Origin of the sequence: Paraburkholderia acidicola, assembly GCF_002362315.1 — a bacterium.
GTDB classification, from domain to species: Bacteria; Pseudomonadota; Gammaproteobacteria; order Burkholderiales; family Burkholderiaceae; genus Paraburkholderia; species Paraburkholderia acidicola.
In genome coordinates this window covers 2,409,178-2,425,493 of sequence record NZ_MTZV01000006.1, presented here as the reverse complement: position 1 = coordinate 2,425,493, position 16,316 = coordinate 2,409,178, and the positions used below count along the sequence as shown (strand labels likewise).

Annotated in this window: 12 protein-coding genes and 1 pseudogene; 3 read left to right on the top strand and 10 right to left on the bottom strand. The window is 63.8% G+C overall.

Going from position 1 to position 16,316, the window contains the following annotated elements; genetic code table 11:
• Positions 1-54: 54 nt before the first annotated feature.
• Complete coding sequence (locus tag BWP39_RS29415) at positions 55-564, bottom strand: hypothetical protein (protein WP_096725701.1); 510 nt, start codon at positions 562-564, stop codon at positions 55-57.
• 635 nt (positions 565-1,199) lie between these two features.
• On the opposite strand from BWP39_RS29415, the gene BWP39_RS29410 reads away from it, so the two are divergent.
• The 3 genes from BWP39_RS29410 to BWP39_RS29400 all read left to right on the top strand — a co-directional run bounded on the left by BWP39_RS29410 (position 1,200) and on the right by BWP39_RS29400 (position 3,554).
• On the top strand, positions 1,200-2,351 hold the full coding sequence (locus BWP39_RS29410) for a porin (protein ID WP_096725700.1): 1,152 nt from the start codon (positions 1,200-1,202) through the stop codon (positions 2,349-2,351).
• Between the two features lie 271 nt (positions 2,352-2,622).
• Entirely contained in the window at positions 2,623-2,976 is a 354-nt protein-coding gene (locus BWP39_RS29405) for a sugar ABC transporter ATPase (RefSeq protein WP_096725699.1), read from the top strand.
• A gap of 59 nt (positions 2,977-3,035) precedes the next feature.
• Entirely contained in the window at positions 3,036-3,554 is a 519-nt protein-coding gene (locus tag BWP39_RS29400; protein ID WP_096725698.1) for a metal-dependent hydrolase, read from the top strand.
• 121 nt (positions 3,555-3,675) lie between these two features.
• On the opposite strand, the gene BWP39_RS29395 is transcribed toward BWP39_RS29400, so the two are convergent.
• The 9 genes and pseudogenes from BWP39_RS29395 to BWP39_RS29360 all read right to left on the bottom strand — a co-directional run bounded on the left by BWP39_RS29395 (position 3,676) and on the right by BWP39_RS29360 (position 16,315).
• Positions 3,676-4,548 carry a DUF2242 domain-containing protein gene (locus BWP39_RS29395; RefSeq protein WP_096725697.1) on the bottom strand — a complete coding sequence of 291 codons (873 nt, stop codon included), beginning with the start codon at positions 4,546-4,548 and terminating at the stop codon, positions 3,676-3,678.
• 316 nt (positions 4,549-4,864) lie between these two features.
• Positions 4,865-5,665 carry a M48 family metallopeptidase gene (locus BWP39_RS29390; protein WP_157915197.1) on the bottom strand — a complete coding sequence of 267 codons (801 nt, stop codon included), beginning with the start codon at positions 5,663-5,665 and terminating at the stop codon, positions 4,865-4,867.
• Between the two features lie 3 nt (positions 5,666-5,668).
• A pseudogene (locus tag BWP39_RS32705) lies at positions 5,669-5,887 on the bottom strand (DUF7092 domain-containing protein); the annotation flags it as partial.
• Complete coding sequence (locus BWP39_RS29385) at positions 5,884-6,981, bottom strand: YjgN family protein (RefSeq protein ID WP_096725695.1); 1,098 nt, start codon at positions 6,979-6,981, stop codon at positions 5,884-5,886. The pseudogene BWP39_RS32705 and the gene BWP39_RS29385, both read right to left, overlap by 4 nt.
• 34 nt (positions 6,982-7,015) lie before the next feature.
• Complete coding sequence (locus BWP39_RS29380; protein WP_407944807.1) at positions 7,016-7,840, bottom strand: YfaP family protein; 825 nt, start codon at positions 7,838-7,840, stop codon at positions 7,016-7,018.
• A gap of 18 nt (positions 7,841-7,858) precedes the next feature.
• Complete coding sequence (locus BWP39_RS29375; protein ID WP_096726250.1) at positions 7,859-8,716, bottom strand: YfaP family protein; 858 nt, start codon at positions 8,714-8,716, stop codon at positions 7,859-7,861.
• Positions 8,717-8,736: 20 nt separating this feature from the next.
• Positions 8,737-10,680, bottom strand: a complete 1,944-nt coding sequence (locus BWP39_RS29370) for a DUF2300 domain-containing protein (RefSeq protein ID WP_207557176.1) — start codon at positions 10,678-10,680, stop codon at positions 8,737-8,739.
• 11 nt (positions 10,681-10,691) lie between these two features.
• Positions 10,692-15,521 carry an alpha-2-macroglobulin family protein gene (locus tag BWP39_RS29365; protein WP_207557175.1) on the bottom strand — a complete coding sequence of 1,610 codons (4,830 nt, stop codon included), beginning with the start codon at positions 15,519-15,521 and terminating at the stop codon, positions 10,692-10,694.
• On the bottom strand, positions 15,518-16,315 hold the full coding sequence (locus tag BWP39_RS29360) for a DUF1175 domain-containing protein (protein WP_096726248.1): 798 nt from the start codon (positions 16,313-16,315) through the stop codon (positions 15,518-15,520). Before BWP39_RS29360 ends, BWP39_RS29365 begins: the two co-directional genes overlap by 4 nt.
• Position 16,316: the final 1 nt, after the last annotated feature.

The following is a 16,316-nucleotide window of genomic DNA, read 5'->3' as shown; positions in this document are numbered from 1 at the left end:
AATGTTTTAGAAAGCTTCCAGTCACGTAGCCAGCATGGCCGGCGCGGCTAGCGGTCAGCGCGGACGCCCGAAGCCGCCTTCGACCCACGCCGCCGCATTCTCTTTAGCGAGCTTGAAACCGGGCGCGACACGCGCCTGCGCGAGCCGTTCGCCGAACGGGTCGAACGCCGTCAGCAGCGCGTAGGGGTCGTCCTCGTCGGGCACGATGTCGAGCGTGACCACGATCTCGCCTTCCGCCGATTCCACCGTGACACGCTTGTGCAGCTGCGCGTGCCGTTGCTGCTCGTGACGGCGCAGGACCTCGGAAGCGGTCTTCACGAGCGTGTTGAACGCCGAGGTATCGAGCGGTTTCGGGTTCTTCTTGTCGCGGCCCATCGTCCACGGTCCGACGAGTGCCGGTTCCGCTTCGCCGTCCTTGATCATTTCGACAGCCCAGCCGTCGTCGTCTTCGTTCTTCACCACGCGGGCGGTCCAGCCGCTGTTGCGCCACAGGCGGGCGTCGAACTGCGTATCAGGGGTATCGGGGGTATCGGAGGCGTCAGTCGTGTCAGGTGCGTCGGTCATTCGGGCTCACATTCGGGCGTAACTCGGTCGCCGCGCTGGGCTCAGCGCGAACGCGCAATTCTACCCGCCCCGCGGCCGCCAGCCGCACCCTATGCCCACTGGATAAGACCCGGCATTCTATTCATTTTGTGAAAAAATCTATTTCACTTTTTTCCGGAACCTATTCATGATTTAATTATCGCAGGCGAAAAAAAGCGCGGCTGGAAGCCGCGCAATAAAGATGAAAAAGACTACCCTTGGTCAAGGGGCAAGACGAATTCTAGGCTCTTAAATCGCTATCGGCGAGCGCATAAACTGGAACAGTTCATTTCTTAAATTCACGTTAATCGCAGTAATGGTATGTAAGTTTTCAGCCTTACTGGACAAGGGCTCCGACCCTTTCGTAGCACTCGCGCAACAACTAATCGATTGACATGCCGTGGTGTAATCCACTGCAATTCAGAAAAATTCTTTATTCCCATGTACTTACGCGGATTAAATCCGCTATTCCTGATACTGGAATGCATTGTTGCTTAACTCGCGATTAAAGAACCTCCTGTTGAGAATACACTTCGCTGCGAATCGTCAGGCAACCGGCGCCATCAGCGGTGTGCGCTGAAGTGCGATTCCCAATGCACTGTTCTCGGAGTTGAAATATGAAAAAAACCCTTATCGTCGCGGGCATCCTGAGCTCACTCACGGTCGCCGCGCATGCACAGAGCAGCGTCACGCTGTACGGCACGCTCGACGCCGGCCTCGTCTACTCGAACAACTCGCAAGGCCATAGCAACTGGCAACAAGGCAGCGGCGCGTTGTCCGATACGTACTTCGGGCTGCGCGGCAGCGAAGATCTCGGTGGCGGTCTGCACGCGATCTTCACGTTGGAAAGCGGCTTTAACCTGAACAACGGCCGTTACTCGCAGAACGGCACGACGTTCAACCGTCAGGCATTCGTCGGCCTGCAGAGCGACCAGTACGGCACGGTGACGCTTGGCCGTCAATATGACTCCGTCGTCGACTATCTGGCGCCGCTGTCGGCTGCGGGCGCGGGCTACGGCAACAACCTCGCTGGCCACCCGTTCGACAACGATAACCTCGACAACTCGTTCTCGATCAGCAACTCGGTCAAGTACACGAGCGCGAACTACTCGGGTCTGCGTTTCGGCGGCTTGTACGGCTTCAGCAACGATGCCGGCCAGTTCTCGAACAACCGCGCGTGGAGCGCCGGTGCGTCGTATGACAACGGCCCGTTGAGCGTTGCCGCAGGCTACCTGCAGCTGAACAACTCGGGCAGCACCAACACCAACGGTGCAGTGAATACCGGTAGCGGCAGTGCGAACATCGCAGCGACCCTGCAACGTACGTACGGCATCGGTGCGAACTATGTATACGGCCCGGCAACGGTCGGCCTCGTGTACACGCACACGCAGCTGGACGGCATGCAAGGCATCAGCTCGGGTGGCACGACGTTCCTCGGTGGCCTGTCGGGTGCGAACCTGCATATGGACAACTACGAAATCAACGGCAAGTATGCTTTGACGCCTGCCTTGAGCCTCGCGGCGGCGTATACGTTCACGAACGGCAAGTTCTCCGGCGACGGTTCGGGCGATCCGAAGTGGCATACGGTTTCGCTGACGGGCGATTACTCGCTCAGCAAGCGGACCGACGTGTACGTCGAAGGCGTGTACCAGCACGCTTCGGGTGAACTCGGCAACTTCGGCTCGAACATCGCAGCAATCAACACGCTGTCGCCGTCGTCGACTGCTAACCAGACGGCTGTTGCTGTCGGCCTGCGTCACCGCTTCTAAGGAGAAGCCTTCAGACCTGGCCACGTCAGGTCTGTTGTATCGATGTAGCGTTGCGTTGCGTTACGTTACGTCGACAAAGCGCGCGCATGACCTCAGTGTCATGCGCGCGCTTTTTTTGTTGCTAAAGTTTTCTGTGCCTGTGGATGGCAGATCGCGCAGGTATACTGCCTCGCAACTGTTTTCGCCGCCGCATGCGCCGCGCCAGCGCCGCTGAACCGAACCGCATGCCGACGGTCCACCAGGACCACGCATCGCCACCGACGCCCTGCTCATGAAACGACTCCTCCTGCTTGCCCCTGCCGCTGTCCTGCTCGCGTCGTGCGGGTCCGCTCCGATCGTCCCGCCACCGATGCTCGCATCGCAACCGCCGATGCTCTACGTGTCGTCGCAGCACGCACCCGACGACATCGCGAGCTGCCTCGATGGCCGTCTGCCGCGTGTGCGGAAATTGACCGAGGACGGTGTCACGATGCTCTCCATCGGCTCGCACTCGAAGAGCGCGTACTACATCTGGCTGACACCGTCGGCCCAGGGCACCACGGTCAAGGTCATGCACCCGGAAGGCGACTCGGACGATCCGCCTGAAACCGATGTGCGTTTCGCGATCGCGCGCTGCGTGGCGTGAACGCGCGGTGAACCGTGTTGAACCTGCAGTAAACCTGCACTGAATCCGCATCCCTCCCTGTGGCATCGAATCACGCGCATCACGCGACCGGCTGGGCTGCCGGCGTCATCGCTTCGGCGCTCATCGTGCAAGGCGGCGCAAGCGGCCCCTGGCATCTGTGGGCACTGCTGGCGTTCGCGGCCGCCATCGCGGGCGGCACCGCACCCGACTGGCTCGAAGTGGCCTGGTGGTCGCGTTCGCGCCGACTGTGGATCACGCATCGCACCGTCACGCACTGGGGCATCGGCTGGGTCGCGCTGCTCCTGGTCTCGTGGAAACTCACCGGCTTTCATCATCCGCTCGCGGCGGCCGCATTCGGCTTTGCGTGCGGCGGGCTGATGCACCTGCTCGCGGACTGGCCTAATCCGTTAGGCGTTCCGTGGATCGCCGGACGCCATTCGTTGAACTGGTGGAACAGCGGGCGCTGCGATCTGCTGGTGGTGGGTGCGTCGTGGGGTGCTGCGTGGTTCGTCGGCGCGCATGTGTGGTTGCATCGGCCGTATGGTCTGCCGATGCTCGCGCACTGGCGGATGGGTTAGCGGGTTATCAACAGAAAATGTGCGCAAGGCTGTGGATATCCTCCACGGGTTCGCGGCAAGTCCTTGATGCAATGGCGCATCGTGGGGTTGCTGCGGATTGGTGATGTGCGCAGGTTTTGCGTCAGGGTGTGGTGCTCGCTGCAGCGCTCGCAGGTTGCGCGGCTTGTATTACGCGTTCGATTGGATCGGAGGCGTTGAATGCGTCGGGTGATGTGGCTGCCGCGGGCTTCACGGGTGCCGTGGATGCAATAGGCACTGCGGGAGCAACAGGCACCGCGGGCTTCGGCGGTGTAACCGGCGCTGGCAGCGTCATGGGCGCAGTTGGCACGGCAGGCGGCACTGGCGCAACAGGAGCAGCAGGCATCACCGGCACGAGCGGCACACCCGGCAGATCGCCACCCGGCAACGGACGCGCATCGATACGTTCGCTCGACACCGGCGCCGCGTGCACGACGGTCTCGACATAGTGATTGACCAGCGCGAAAAAGCGCTCATAGAACGGACCGGACGGAATCGTCTCGCTCGACACCTTGACCATCGCGTCGTTATTCGAGCGAATCGGCAGCGACACCGAGCCGAGTATGCTCAGCCCGACGCTTGCCGACGTATCGCTCTTCTTCAGCGCGTAGCCGTTCTGCACTGCGTTCACATAGACGACGCTCGTATTGCCCGCTTCCACACCCGGCGTACACACCACGTGAAATTCCACGACGATGTGCGAATCGCTGGTCGGTTGGAAATTCTTCGTGCCGTCGACCGTATCGGTGCGCGTCATCGTCGTCATGTAGCCCTGGCTCAGCAGCGCGCGGCGCGCGCCTTCGCAGGTATCCGCGTTGCTCGCGTTGAAATTGTGCGTGTACGGGCTCGATCCGGTATCGAACAGTTCCTGCTGGAACTTCGGTTGCGGTGTGGTGCTGCAGGCGGCTAGCGCAGTCAGTGCAATGAGCGCCGGCAGGAAGCGCGTGGCGGCGGAACGGGGGAGCGAGACGGGCATGATCGGGACAGGCAAATAGCAGATACGTGACGTCGGAGTGCGTGCATTGTAGTGCGGTTGGCGCGGGGCGCGCGGAACGGGACAAAAACCCGGGTGAAATCGTGGCGGGTTATCAACAGAAAATGTTCGTAAGGCTGTGGATATCTCGCGCACGATGTCGGCAAGTATCTGATCCTGCGAGGATTCATCGTCGTGCCCGTCGCACAGCAACAGCAGTGCACATCGCGACGACGTCAGACGACAGGTCCTTCAGTATCGTGGTGCCGCACCGCTACGACGATCGAACTACCGACGATCAGCGCCACACAGCCTCCCACTACTTCGCACACATCCCCCGCACCGCCTCCCACTGCTGCACCGTCAACGCACTCTCCCCCAACGCCGACCCACGATTCTTCGCCTCCCGCTCAGCGGTGCGTGGATGATCGGAAAGGAAGTTGACTGCGCGCCCGTCGCCATCACCCTTGCCAAGCATGGCAAAAAACGCAGCAAGCCCGTCGCTGCGCAAACCGCTCGCCTGCAGATAAGCAACGCCATCATGATCGGCAGCGCTCTCCATCTCGCGGCTGAACGACAGCCGCAGCAGTTGCCCGCCGAACGACGACATATCCACAAAGCCAATATTGGCGCCGACCGCAACGCTAACCAGCCGAATACCCGTACTGCGCACCAGCGCGCGGATCGGATCGCGATGCGCGATATGCGCGGTCTCGTGCGCCATCACACCGGCCAGTTGATCGGCACCGCCAACCCGCTCGATCAGCCCACGCATGACGATCATCCGCGTACCGGGCAGCGTCAGCGCATTCACGCGCGCATCGTCGACCACGACGAGCCGCACCGGCTGCGAGATGCCCGCAGCATGCGCAAGACGCGCTTCGAGTTGCTCTAGTGCCTGCTGGCCGGCCGCGCCCGTGCACACCCGATGTCGACGCACAACCGATGCTTCGACCGAATCGCCAAGGCGGTTTTCGAACCGGGCCGGAATCAGCGCCGCGGCAAACGCGGGCACGCGAACGATCAGCAGGAACGCGACCACCAGTGCCGCAAGGCCCACGCCGACCCACGCGAGCCAGCCGAACGCAGGCGCGCGACGCCGTTCCAGTGAGGAAGGCAACGCCGCGGCATCGACCAGGACCCGCGCCGCTTCGTCCTTGCACGAGAGTATGACGACGCCGTCCGGATCGACCTCACCGACGACAACATCCGCCAGCGGCCAGCGTGCGAGTTCGCCGTCCGCGCCGACAATCGACAGGTGCGTCGCGCCCCACGCAAGCGTCGCGGCATGGGCCGCGGCGCTGCGGCCGTCGTAGTAGCGCGTCGAGCGATCGGTCTTCAGAGGATACCGCCGTGGTCGAGAAGATTCAGCGCCCCTTCGCCGGTGCGCGGCGCCGCAAGGTTACTCTGACCAAGCAACTGCGGATCGACCCTACCCTCCACCAGCAGCGTATCGGCAAGGAAGTGCATCACGCGGTTCAGCGCAATCGGGAAACCAAGACCCAGCGTGAACACGACGATCGCCAGATTGCTGATCACGATGACCAGCAAGCGCTGACCGGTGATGCTCGTCCCGAAGCGCAGCTGTGTACCCAGCGTGGTGTTGCCGACGATATGCTGGCTCACCTTCGCGACGTAGTAGCAGCGCATCAGCAGCGCGCCGACGATAAACAGCAGGTAGAACGCAACGAGCCCTACCGCCGCCTGTGGCGGTACCTGGCGCGTCCGGCCAAGCTCAGCGGCAAAGAGCGCTAGCGCAGGTCTCGCGAAGAAGAAGCCAAGCAGTACGGCCCACACGACGATACCGACGAAACTCACCAGAAACGCCTTATAGAGCGGACCCGCCTGCCCCTGGAAGCGAAACGGCTCACTACCGAAGCTGCTCGCGTTGATGCGAAGTTCCGCGAGCCGCACGGTCATCCACGGCGCCGCCTGAAACAGCGTCACGATGCACAGCAGACCGTAGAGCAGCGTTTGCACGCCGTAGCGGATCATCGAGCCGGTCATGCCACCGCGAATGCCACACCACACCGTGCGACTCAGGCGGTAGCGCTGCGCGCTGAAGTAGGCGCCGGCCGCAAAGATTGCAATCACCGCGTACAACGCGATGATTGGCAGCGCGCCTAACACGACGCTCCCGGTGAGCCCGCGAAGAATGCCGCTGAGCACAAACGCGACGATCATCGAACCGATCAGTATCCCCATCGCGAGCAAAAAGCCCTTGAACAGCTCGCCACCCGTGCCGGTGTATTCGAAGCGCTCGTCCTGAAAGCGCATCCGCGACCACACGTAGCGTCGCAGCGCCGTGGTCGCCCAGAAGCGATAGATGCCGACCGTCACGATCGTCAGCAGCAGGTTCTTGATGAAGATGCCGTACAGCTCACCGATGTTGCCATCGTAAGTCAGCAACGGCCGTTGCCCGGCGTTCTGATCCATCGTGTTTCCCCTGTTTGATGACTGGTTTTTCCACTCACGGTATGACGAACTTCTTGGCGAGCGTCAGCTCGCCTGCCTTGCGCATCGGTACAACGATCGTTTCGCTCTTTTCGTTCGGGGTGTTTTCGTCGGTGATGATCGTGATCTGCGCGACCGTCATGTCGGCGCCGCTCTCGCCCTGCCCGTAGTAGTTCACGTACACGAGGTAAGTGCCATGCAGCGGCGCGGGGGTGGAATAGATCTCCGGACCGAAGCCGGTCGTCACGTCGACGTCGAGCGCACCGCCGTTCGGTGCGACGCGGTCGCCATAGAACGTATGAACACCATCCGGCGATACGACATGCAGATCCAGATCGGTGCCGTCGGTGTCCCACGCAAGGACGATGCGCAACCGCGGCCGTGTCTTGTTCGAATACGCGTCGTAGAACTGGATGCGTTTGCTCGTGCCATCCGCGGTGCGCAACTCGACGCTATTGCTGCCGCCTGCGAACGCCCACGGACGCGAGAAGCTGCCGTCTTCTTCGATACGCTGCGGCAGCACCGTGCCGTTGACGATCATCGTCGCCACCGACGTTTTCTTCCCGTTCTTCGCTGCCGAACCCCCGCCATTGGTCCTTTTCGGCGTCGCACGAATCTGCCCGGCGATCATCGCGAACTTCGACTGGCCCTCCGGCGTCGTCACAGCGACTGCCGGATAGTGAACGTCCTGCGTATAGCGCGAGGTATCGCCCGCGGTGTTACGCCAGCCATTGACCGGCGTACTGAACTCCACGTCGTCTGCCTGCGCCGCGCAGGCGCCGGCCAGCAGCAGCACGGCGGCTATCCATCCTGTGCATCGCGAGAGGCGGGCATCCATCATTGCTGTTCCATGTCGCAGTTAAAGTCGTTCGCTCTTGACGAGCTGCAGGTCGCCGATCTTGCGCAGCGGCACGACCATCGTTTCGCGGCGCTCGTTCGGCGTATTTTCGTTGAACACCAGTGTGAGGCGCGCGGTGATGACGTCGCGGTCGTGCGCGGCAGCATCGAAGTTGTAGCCGGTCGAATCGAAGTTGCCCCAGTAGTTGAGGAAAAAGAGCCACGTGCCGTGCTCGGGCGCCGCCGACGAAAAAATGCCCGGCCCCGCGCCATCTACCGAATCCACGTCGAAACCGCTGCCGTCAGACAAGGTCGGATTCGCAAAGAACGCGTGCAGACCGTCGGGCGTGATGACGTGCAGATCGACTTGCGCATGCGGGTCATCCCACGTGACGATCGCGCGCAGTTTCGCCTGCGGCCGGGTGGTGTCCGCTTCGTAGAACTGCATGCGCTGGTGCGTTTTGCCGTCGGCGGAGATGATCTCGAGGCTGTTCGATCCTGCACCGAATGCCCACGGGCGCGCGAAATTGCCTTCGTCGTCGGTGTAGAGCGGCGTCGCTGTGCCGTTGACGACGAGCGTCGGCGGCTTGCGTGCGTTCTTGTCGAAGTGCTTCAGGCGCCCTTCGATCAGCGTGCGAAAGCGCTGCGCGCCGCGATCGACCGGTGGCCTAGGATACGCGGCGACGAAGCGCTCGCCTTCGTTGGTGAGTCCGCTGTGCCGCCAGCCGTTGAATGCATCGGTGAGATCGGCGAGCGCGCCACCTTCAGTCGAGGTCGCAACGCCTTGCGCCTTCTGTGCATCCTGGGCGAACGCCGCAGGCGCCAGCAACACAGCGGCCAGCAGCGCACCTGCCCAGGCGCGGCGGCGCGACGATCGCATCGTGGAGCGGAGTGCGTATGTCATTGGACCATCGCCTCCGAGCGAATCAACGCACGCGCAGTCCGCTCCACGAATCCTTCATCGAGCCCACGCGGATGATGCTGGAACGCCAGGTGAATATACTCGTGAGTGAGCGCAATGCGGTCGTCCTCACTGCGCAGACGGTGGATGTACACGCGGTTGCGCTGCGCATCCGCATACGGCCGGCCCTCTGTCACCGCGCAGACCGCCGGCAGATCGGGCGTCTCATAGCCAGGTTCGCCGTCCAGGCGCTGCGCCCACAGCGGCGCGTTGCGCTGCAGCCATTCGCGCGCGCCGGCCACCGGCTGGCAATCGCCGGCCAGCGGACTTTCGAACGACGTCAGCGTGGCCTGCGGCCAGGTGCGCGCGAGAATCGCATCGAACGTGAGGCCGCGTTGCGCCGCAGCCTTCGCGTCGAGCCAGCTCATCTGTCCGGCCGCGGCCTTGTCGTGGTGATACTGGACCGGCACCCCCGTCAGCACCAATGCGTCGGTGAGATCGGCGGCACGGCGGGCGCCCGCGCTCGCCGGATGAGCCAGCACGCGCTGCGTGCTACTGCTGTCGTCGATGCGAAAACAGCCGCGCTCACGCGTGCCGTGCTGCACGACATAGCTGCGTGCGGCAACCGCCAGCGCCTTCGCGGCTTCTTCATCGCGCGCATCGCCTTCGCGCTCGACGACCCGCGCAACGTAATCGTTGATCCCGAAGCGACCGATGATGCGCGGCGCCACGCCGGGATCGCGCTGAAGCAACAGTTCGCCGCGACTCTCGATGCGCAGCCAGTTGCCGTTCGCGAAACCAACCCGATAGGTGCCGGTCAACGGACCGTCCGGCACGGTCGCGGTGCCTTGTGCGGGCAGCACGTCGCGCACCGGGTAGCGCGTGAAGAAATCGACGACGACGCACGCCGCGTCATCCGGCACGATGGTCTGCGCGAGCAGCGGTGCAATACGCGGCGCCGCGGTGGTCAGCACGCGTGCGCTCCCTCCGGGGCCACCGAACCAGACGGGCGTGCCATCGGCGAGCCAGCCCGCCGCGCCACCGACCGAAGCGCCAGGTCTCGTCGGGTCCGGCATCGTCCAGGTTTTTGCGCGTAGCAGGCTGCCGTACAGCGCGACGGTGCCCTCGCCGCGTCCGCTCGTCAGCACCGAAATCAGCGTACTCGAAGCGGCCTCGCGCGGCCGTGCGGGCATCGCCTGCAACGCCGCCAGCAGATCGGCAACGGCCACCTGATGCGCGGACTTCAACGCGCGCAGATCGCGTACCCATGCCGGTGCGCCGGCGGCGCTCCAGTATTTGCGCCAGTCGGCAGCATCGATATGCAAACGCGCCGGTTCGAAGAAGAGCCCACACGAGCGCACCAGCGCGCGCTCGCGATCGATATGGCCGCCGGTCATACAGCAGTAGACCTCTTGCGGATCGCCGCCGGTGCAGTTGTAGTCGGGTGTCGCGATGCCGCGATCCACGAGGTAGCCATAGACAAACAGCTTCCACACGCTACCGAGCGGTGTTTCCACGGTCGCGGGCAGCGGTTGCGCGGTCTGTGACGTGAGTGGGTCGTCGGCGGTACCGCGGCTGTCGATGCGCCAGAACTGCGCGCGACCGTCGCGCAGCCAGGCGAACTGCAGCGGCTCGGCGGATTGTTTCGAACCGTTGCGTGACGTGGGGTTCGTTGCGGGTGCGCTGGCCTGCTTCACATCCATGCCCGTGTCCGTGTCCGCGCCGAGGTCCGCGCCCAGGACCGGATCCGCAGGCACGACGCGCGACGTCTGCGTCGTTATGCCATTCGCCACAGCGTGCGCTGCCGCACTGGCGAACGCATCGCCCGCATGCAGCGCTGCAGCGCCAAACATCACCATCGACACCCACACCAGCGCACACGCCCCGACCGGCCGCATCGTGCCGGCCAGCAGGGAACGCGTGTCGCGCAGGATCGATGTCATCGCTGTCTCGCTCAACCGATCTTCATCGTGATCAACCGATCGCTCTTGCCGCCTTCGAACGCCTTCGCATCCGGCTGATACATGCGGAAGTAGCGCGCGGGCGGCACGACGAACGTGCCCGGCAAACCGAAGCGCACGAGCTGACGCAACGCGACACGCCGGTCGAGCAGCGGCACCGGCTGATGGTAGTTCAGCTCGCCCATCTCATAGGTGACCGCGCGCTGGAACGGCTGCGGACCGCTGCCGCCCTGGCTGGCAGGACCAGGCAAGCCATCGATGCTGATGCCCCAGCTCGTCGCTTCGACTTCGCCACCAGGCGGCAGCGGCACTTCGAGCAGGCCGTACTGATAGGCGGTGTTCGCCGGCGGCGTGAGCGTCACTTCATCGACGTAGAGCGCGTTGCTGTCGAGCGCGTCGCCGGGCTTCACGGCCTCCGCCGTGAAGGTAAAGCGCGCGGCGGCGTCAGCGTCGCTCGTGTCGCTCTTCTTGGCGTCCTTCTTGTCAGTGGCGGCCGGTGTGGACGGTACGAGCTTGTACAGATGCCGCTCGACGGTGACCGGCAGGCGGCTCGTATCGGCTGCGCGGCTGCGGTACGACACGAGCGCAGTCACGTCAGGCCGCACTGCGCCGACATCGACGGACTGCGGCAAACCGGCACCGGTCCACTTCCACAGCGGCGCACCGGTTGGCGTCGTGCTGCGCTGCCATCCTGCGCCTTGCAGCTCCGGTAGCGGCGTGCTGTCGGCGTCGCCACCGAGCGCCTTGCGCAGCCACAACAACGTCAACGCACGATCGAAGGTCGGATACGATGCGCTGCTTTTTGCGAGCAGCGCGACTGCGTCGACCGGCGCTGCGCCATCGGCGCCTGAGCCACCCGTCATCACGAGCAGGCTCTGCGCGAGCGGCGCGGGATCGGTGGCGAGTGCGCCACGCGCTGCCGACACTGCACCGTCGAAGCCGTCCGGCAATTGCATGCCAGCCGCGCTGCGCGCCATGTAGGCCGTCAGCACGAGCGCGAGCTGGGTGCCGCGCGCGCTATCCGGGTTGGCAAACACGATGCTGTCTTCCGGGCCGAAGCCAGGGCCGCCACTCGTTGCCGTGTCTTTCGATGTCTGCGCCTGCAGCAATTGCTGCGCGACACCCGAGAGCGGCGTCGTAACCGGCAGACCCATCTGCTGCATGAACCACAGCGCGAGCGCGCGATGCAGCAGCGGTTCTTTTGCGCCAGCATCGCGATAGACGTCCATCGCGTGTTGCCAGTTGTCCGCGGGTAGCGAGATCGCGAGGCTGCGACTGGCGAGCCAGTCCGCGTAGTACGCATACGCGGTGATCAGCGAGTTGCCGCCGGTCGTATCGCCCCACCAGCCGAACGTGCCACCGACGCCCGCCAGCAACGCGAGCCGCTGGCGTTGGTTGCGCAGTTGCGCTTCGACGCCCTGGGTAGCACTCGTGCTCGCACTGCCGCCGCGGCTCAGCGCATCGTGCGCGAGTGCGAGCGGAATCAGCCGGCTCGAGGTCTGTTCGGCGCAGCCGTATGGATACGCGATCAGGTCGTCGGCAACGCGCGCAAACTGGCTCGCACCGCTCGACATCAGACGCACGCTGACGTCCTGTGCATCGGCGGCGAGATTCAGCGGTTTGCCTGCGGCATCGAGCGCGACCGGTGTCTGATGCAGATCGAGCCAGCCGGTTGCATCGAGTGCAATCGATGTCTGCAGGCTGTCGACGTCCTTGCCGCCCTGACGCAAGGTGGCATTCACCACGCCGGGCTTCAACGCCGCGACCGGCAGCTTCAGATAGTTCGCGCCGGGCTTCAACGTAACCTTCTGGTTCAACGACAGACCGCCACCGTCGACGATCCAGTCCGCCTGGACATCGGTATTGGCCTGGTTGAACGCGAGCATGGCGATAGACGGTTTATCGTTCGCGCGGAAATGCGCGGGGCCGCTCCACTTCAGGTACAGCGCCTTGTCCGAGCGCACATAGGCAGTCCGCTGCCCGACCATGCCATCTGCGGAGACCGCGCGCACCGTGATACGCCAGCGCGCAAGCGCATCGGGCATCTTGAAGCTCATCTTCACGTGACCGTTTGCGTCGGTCTTCAGATCGGGCTCCCATGCAGCCGTGTCCTGATCGTCGCGCCGCGGACGCTCGAGCACCTTCACCCCACGCTCGTTGTAACGCTCGCGCTGCGGTCCACCCGGTGCGCCGCGTAGCGACGACAACGCGAGGTCGTAGGTGATAAACGACAGGCTCGACGATGTGCGCACGTTGTTGCGCCGCGGGTGATAGAAGAAGTCGACGATGCTCGGTGCGATTTCCGGCTGCAACACGTAGACCATTTCATCGACAACGCTCACCGTCAGATCGGCGGGCAGCGGTTTGCCATTCATCGCGCTGGTCAGATCGAGGGTCACGGTGTCGCCGGGGCCATACACTGGCTTGTCGCTCTTCACGTCGAGATCGATTGCCGGTTGTGCGACGACGATGCCTGCGTTCTGGAACACGTACTCGCCTGCATGCACGTACAGCACCGAGAACGTCATGTTCGGCGCGAAGTTCGTATCGACCTTGATGCGCGCCTTCCATTGCGACGGTGCGACGCGTTGCAGGCTCAACCAGTCCGCACCCGACGTGAGCAACGCGCGATGTTCGACCTTGTCGCGCTCGAGTGTGAGCAGCGCATCGTCGACCGGTTGCGGGAACGTGATCAGCGCTTCGGCCGTATCGCCGGTCTTGTAGCGATCGCGATCGAACACGATCTCGACGCTGCCCGGAATCGCCTTCACGCCGTCGCCAGCGACCCAGTGGCTCGTTGCGCCGAGCAGATTGCCTGCATCGTCCTTCACCGAAAGCATGTACGAGCCCGGCTCGTCGAACTGCACGGGAATGGTCAGCGTGCCGCCGGCCTTTGCGTTGCTGATCGCGCCTTCGCTGTGCGTCTGCGATTCGAGCCGCACCCATTCCCATTTCGCCGGCGCATGCGCGGACGGATCGACCGCACCGAGCGCCTGCAGCGTGAAGTCGACGCGCTCCTTCGGTTGCGAGAACGATTTCGGCGCGGCCAGGCGGTACGGCGTCACCCCGCGCGCGATCAACACCTCACGCGTGACACGCACTCGATATGCCGCACCGTCGCGCGCGAACAGTGTCAGCGCGTAACGGCTCGGCTCCTTCGCGGCCGGCAGCGTAAGACTTGCGTTGCCGTCGCTATCGGTTTCCAGTTCCTGCTGTTCGAGCTTCACCGGAAAGAGACCCGCATAACGCAGCTCGCCATCGACGATCGTCACCTGTTGCGCACGCAACGTCACCGAGATCTTGCTGTCCTTCACCGGCTTGCCGTCCGGATAGCGCAACTGGATCTTGCCATGCAACGCCTCGCCGGTTGCATAGTCCGGTTTGTCCATCGACAGATTGACGTCGAAATGCGGCTTCACGTATTCGGCTACGCGAAACGCGCTGCCATAGAGGTCGCCGTTGTAGTCGAAGCGCAGTGTGTAGCCGCCTGCAGTGGCATCGGCGGGGATCGTGAAAGTAGCCTGTGCGCCGGTGTCCGACGCGAAATGCGTGGTCGATGTCGAGATCGGCGAGCCGCTCGGATCGAGCACGTCGAGCTTGATATCGGCCTCGGCGGGAGCGGACGACTGCGTTGCATTCTGGAACGTACGGCCGATGAACTTCACGTACACGCGGTCGCCCGGGCGATACATCGGGCGATCGGTGACCGCGTAGATCTTGGTGTTGTAGATCTCACTGTCGTAGTAAAAATTCTCCGACACGAACACGCCGCCGGCCGGATCGCTACCGATCACATAGCTGCGCTCGGGGCTCACGTGGTCGAGCGCGAGCGCACCGTCGTTGCCGGTGCTGCCGCTTTGCAGGACACCGACGCCGTCGGTCCAGCTCACCGCCGTATTGGGCACCGGCTTGCCGTTGTCGCGCCGCGCGGTCCACACGAGCATGCCGCTCGATGCCGCCTTGACGACCGCGACCGTGTCGGACACGAAGAGCAGCGTATGCGCGCGATAGTTGCCGATGATCGCTTCGACGATATAGAGACCCGGCGGCAGCTTGCCGACCGGAATCATCACGTTGCCCGAACTCGCTTCGATGAAGTTGCTGCTGCTACCCGCGAGTTCGACACCTTTGGGCGGCTGGATCGTCTTCGCGTCCCAGATCGGATAGCGAAAACGCGCGACGAGGTCGTAGTCCTTCAGCGGCGCGAATCGCAGATTCTGCGCGAACTGGGTCGGCTGGGCGGGCTGTTCGCCGAGCTTGAACTGCGGCTCGGATTCAGTGGCCTTGCTGCGTGTCGCAAACGACAGCACACGCTGCCACGCACGCCGTGCTTCGGTGAACCAGCGGTCCCACAGGTAAGCGAGCGTGTTCGCGAGGCCCTCGCCCTGGTAGTTCGGGGCGATGTTCAGTCGATGCAGGTTCTTTTGTGCCTTGAGGAATTCGACCGGTTTCGGTACCCGGTAGACCACGATGTCCGCGCCGCCATACCCCGCGAGCTGATCCTTGAATTCGCGGCCCGGTGCTTCGAGGCGAACCTGCGCGAGTTGATCGCTGCCGAAGCTCGCATCGGAAAGCAGGAAGAACGGCTGGCCGTCGATCTTCTGCGTTTCGAAGCCGCTCGGCGCCGCCGGCTGCAGCGTCGGGTTTTGCGCGACGCTGGTGTCATCGGCGGAGGCGGCGGTGTCGTCGGCGCGGGCTGGTGCTGCGGTGCCCAACGCGAGCGTCAGACCCAGTACAAGGCTAAGCGCAAGTGCACGGGCCGCGCGCAGGCGCGAACGCGATTGACGGGAAGCGGAATCGACGGGAGCGTAGTTGCAGGTCATGGTGTCAGGAAGGCCAGACGAAATACACCCACGAAGTTTGGATTGCCGTCGAGCGGCTGCCAGCGGGAGTCTTTCCATTGCATCAGGTCGGAAACGGCGACCGCGCGCAGACCGGTATCGGTCGGCGTGACGGTACCTGTGTGATAGGCGATGTAGCGGTCCAGCCAGATCATCAGATGCTGGTCGTCGCCCTGGTCGAAGAACAGCAGGTCGCCGGGCAGCGCCTGGTTCACATCCTTCGAAACAAAACGGCTGTTCAGTTGAATCAGTGCGATCGCCGACGCGTAAGCGCCGGTGGTGCCATCGATGCGCGTCCAGCGGTTGGTAAGCGAGCGTTGCGTGGGCGTCAGTTGCAGTTCGGGCGGCAGGCTGCTTGCATCGGTTGTGCCGCTCATGCCGTTGGCGCGCAGCCAGCGTGTGTCGTGCGGCTTCAGGGCCTCGCCGGCAGCGAAGCGCACGAGGCCTGCGCAGTCGCGCTGGGTCCAGCGCGGCGTGGGGCCACGGCGCATCTGCTGATCGACGATGCGGGCGAACCACGCGCGGAACACATTCGATTGTGCCGCCGACAGTGCGTCGGGTTCAGGTGCGACCGTCGTGGTGGACAACGCGAAGGCGTGCGGCGCGAACCATGTGGTGATTAGCGCGGCGGCTGTGGCCGTTAACCATGTACGCCGGTTGTGGCGATACGCGTGGTTGCCGGTCTGGCCGCTTCCATGAACAGTCAGGCAACCGTCAACGCCCCTGCCCGCGCAGTCATGCGCCCGGGGGCTGCGCGAAGCGCAACGCGCGCGCATC

Excerpts from the sequence above, each read along its gene's own strand:
- BWP39_RS29415 (WP_096725701.1), bottom strand. The coding sequence starts at position 564 with ATGACCGACGCACCTGACACGACTGACGCCTCCGATACCCCCGATACC.
- BWP39_RS29410 (WP_096725700.1), top strand. The coding sequence starts at position 1,200 with ATGAAAAAAACCCTTATCGTCGCGGGCATCCTGAGCTCACTCACGGTC.
- BWP39_RS29405 (WP_096725699.1), top strand. The coding sequence starts at position 2,623 with ATGAAACGACTCCTCCTGCTTGCCCCTGCCGCTGTCCTGCTCGCGTCG.
- BWP39_RS29395 (WP_096725697.1), bottom strand. The coding sequence starts at position 4,548 with ATGCCCGTCTCGCTCCCCCGTTCCGCCGCCACGCGCTTCCTGCCGGCG.
- BWP39_RS29385 (WP_096725695.1), bottom strand. The coding sequence starts at position 6,981 with ATGGATCAGAACGCCGGGCAACGGCCGTTGCTGACTTACGATGGCAAC.
- BWP39_RS29380 (WP_407944807.1), bottom strand. The coding sequence starts at position 7,840 with ATGATGGATGCCCGCCTCTCGCGATGCACAGGATGGATAGCCGCCGTG.
- BWP39_RS29375 (WP_096726250.1), bottom strand. The coding sequence starts at position 8,716 with ATGCGATCGTCGCGCCGCCGCGCCTGGGCAGGTGCGCTGCTGGCCGCT.
- BWP39_RS29370 (WP_207557176.1), bottom strand. The coding sequence starts at position 10,680 with ATGACATCGATCCTGCGCGACACGCGTTCCCTGCTGGCCGGCACGATG.
- BWP39_RS29365 (WP_207557175.1), bottom strand. The coding sequence starts at position 15,521 with ATGACCTGCAACTACGCTCCCGTCGATTCCGCTTCCCGTCAATCGCGT.
- BWP39_RS29360 (WP_096726248.1), bottom strand. The coding sequence starts at position 16,315 with ATGCGCGCGCGTTGCGCTTCGCGCAGCCCCCGGGCGCATGACTGCGCG.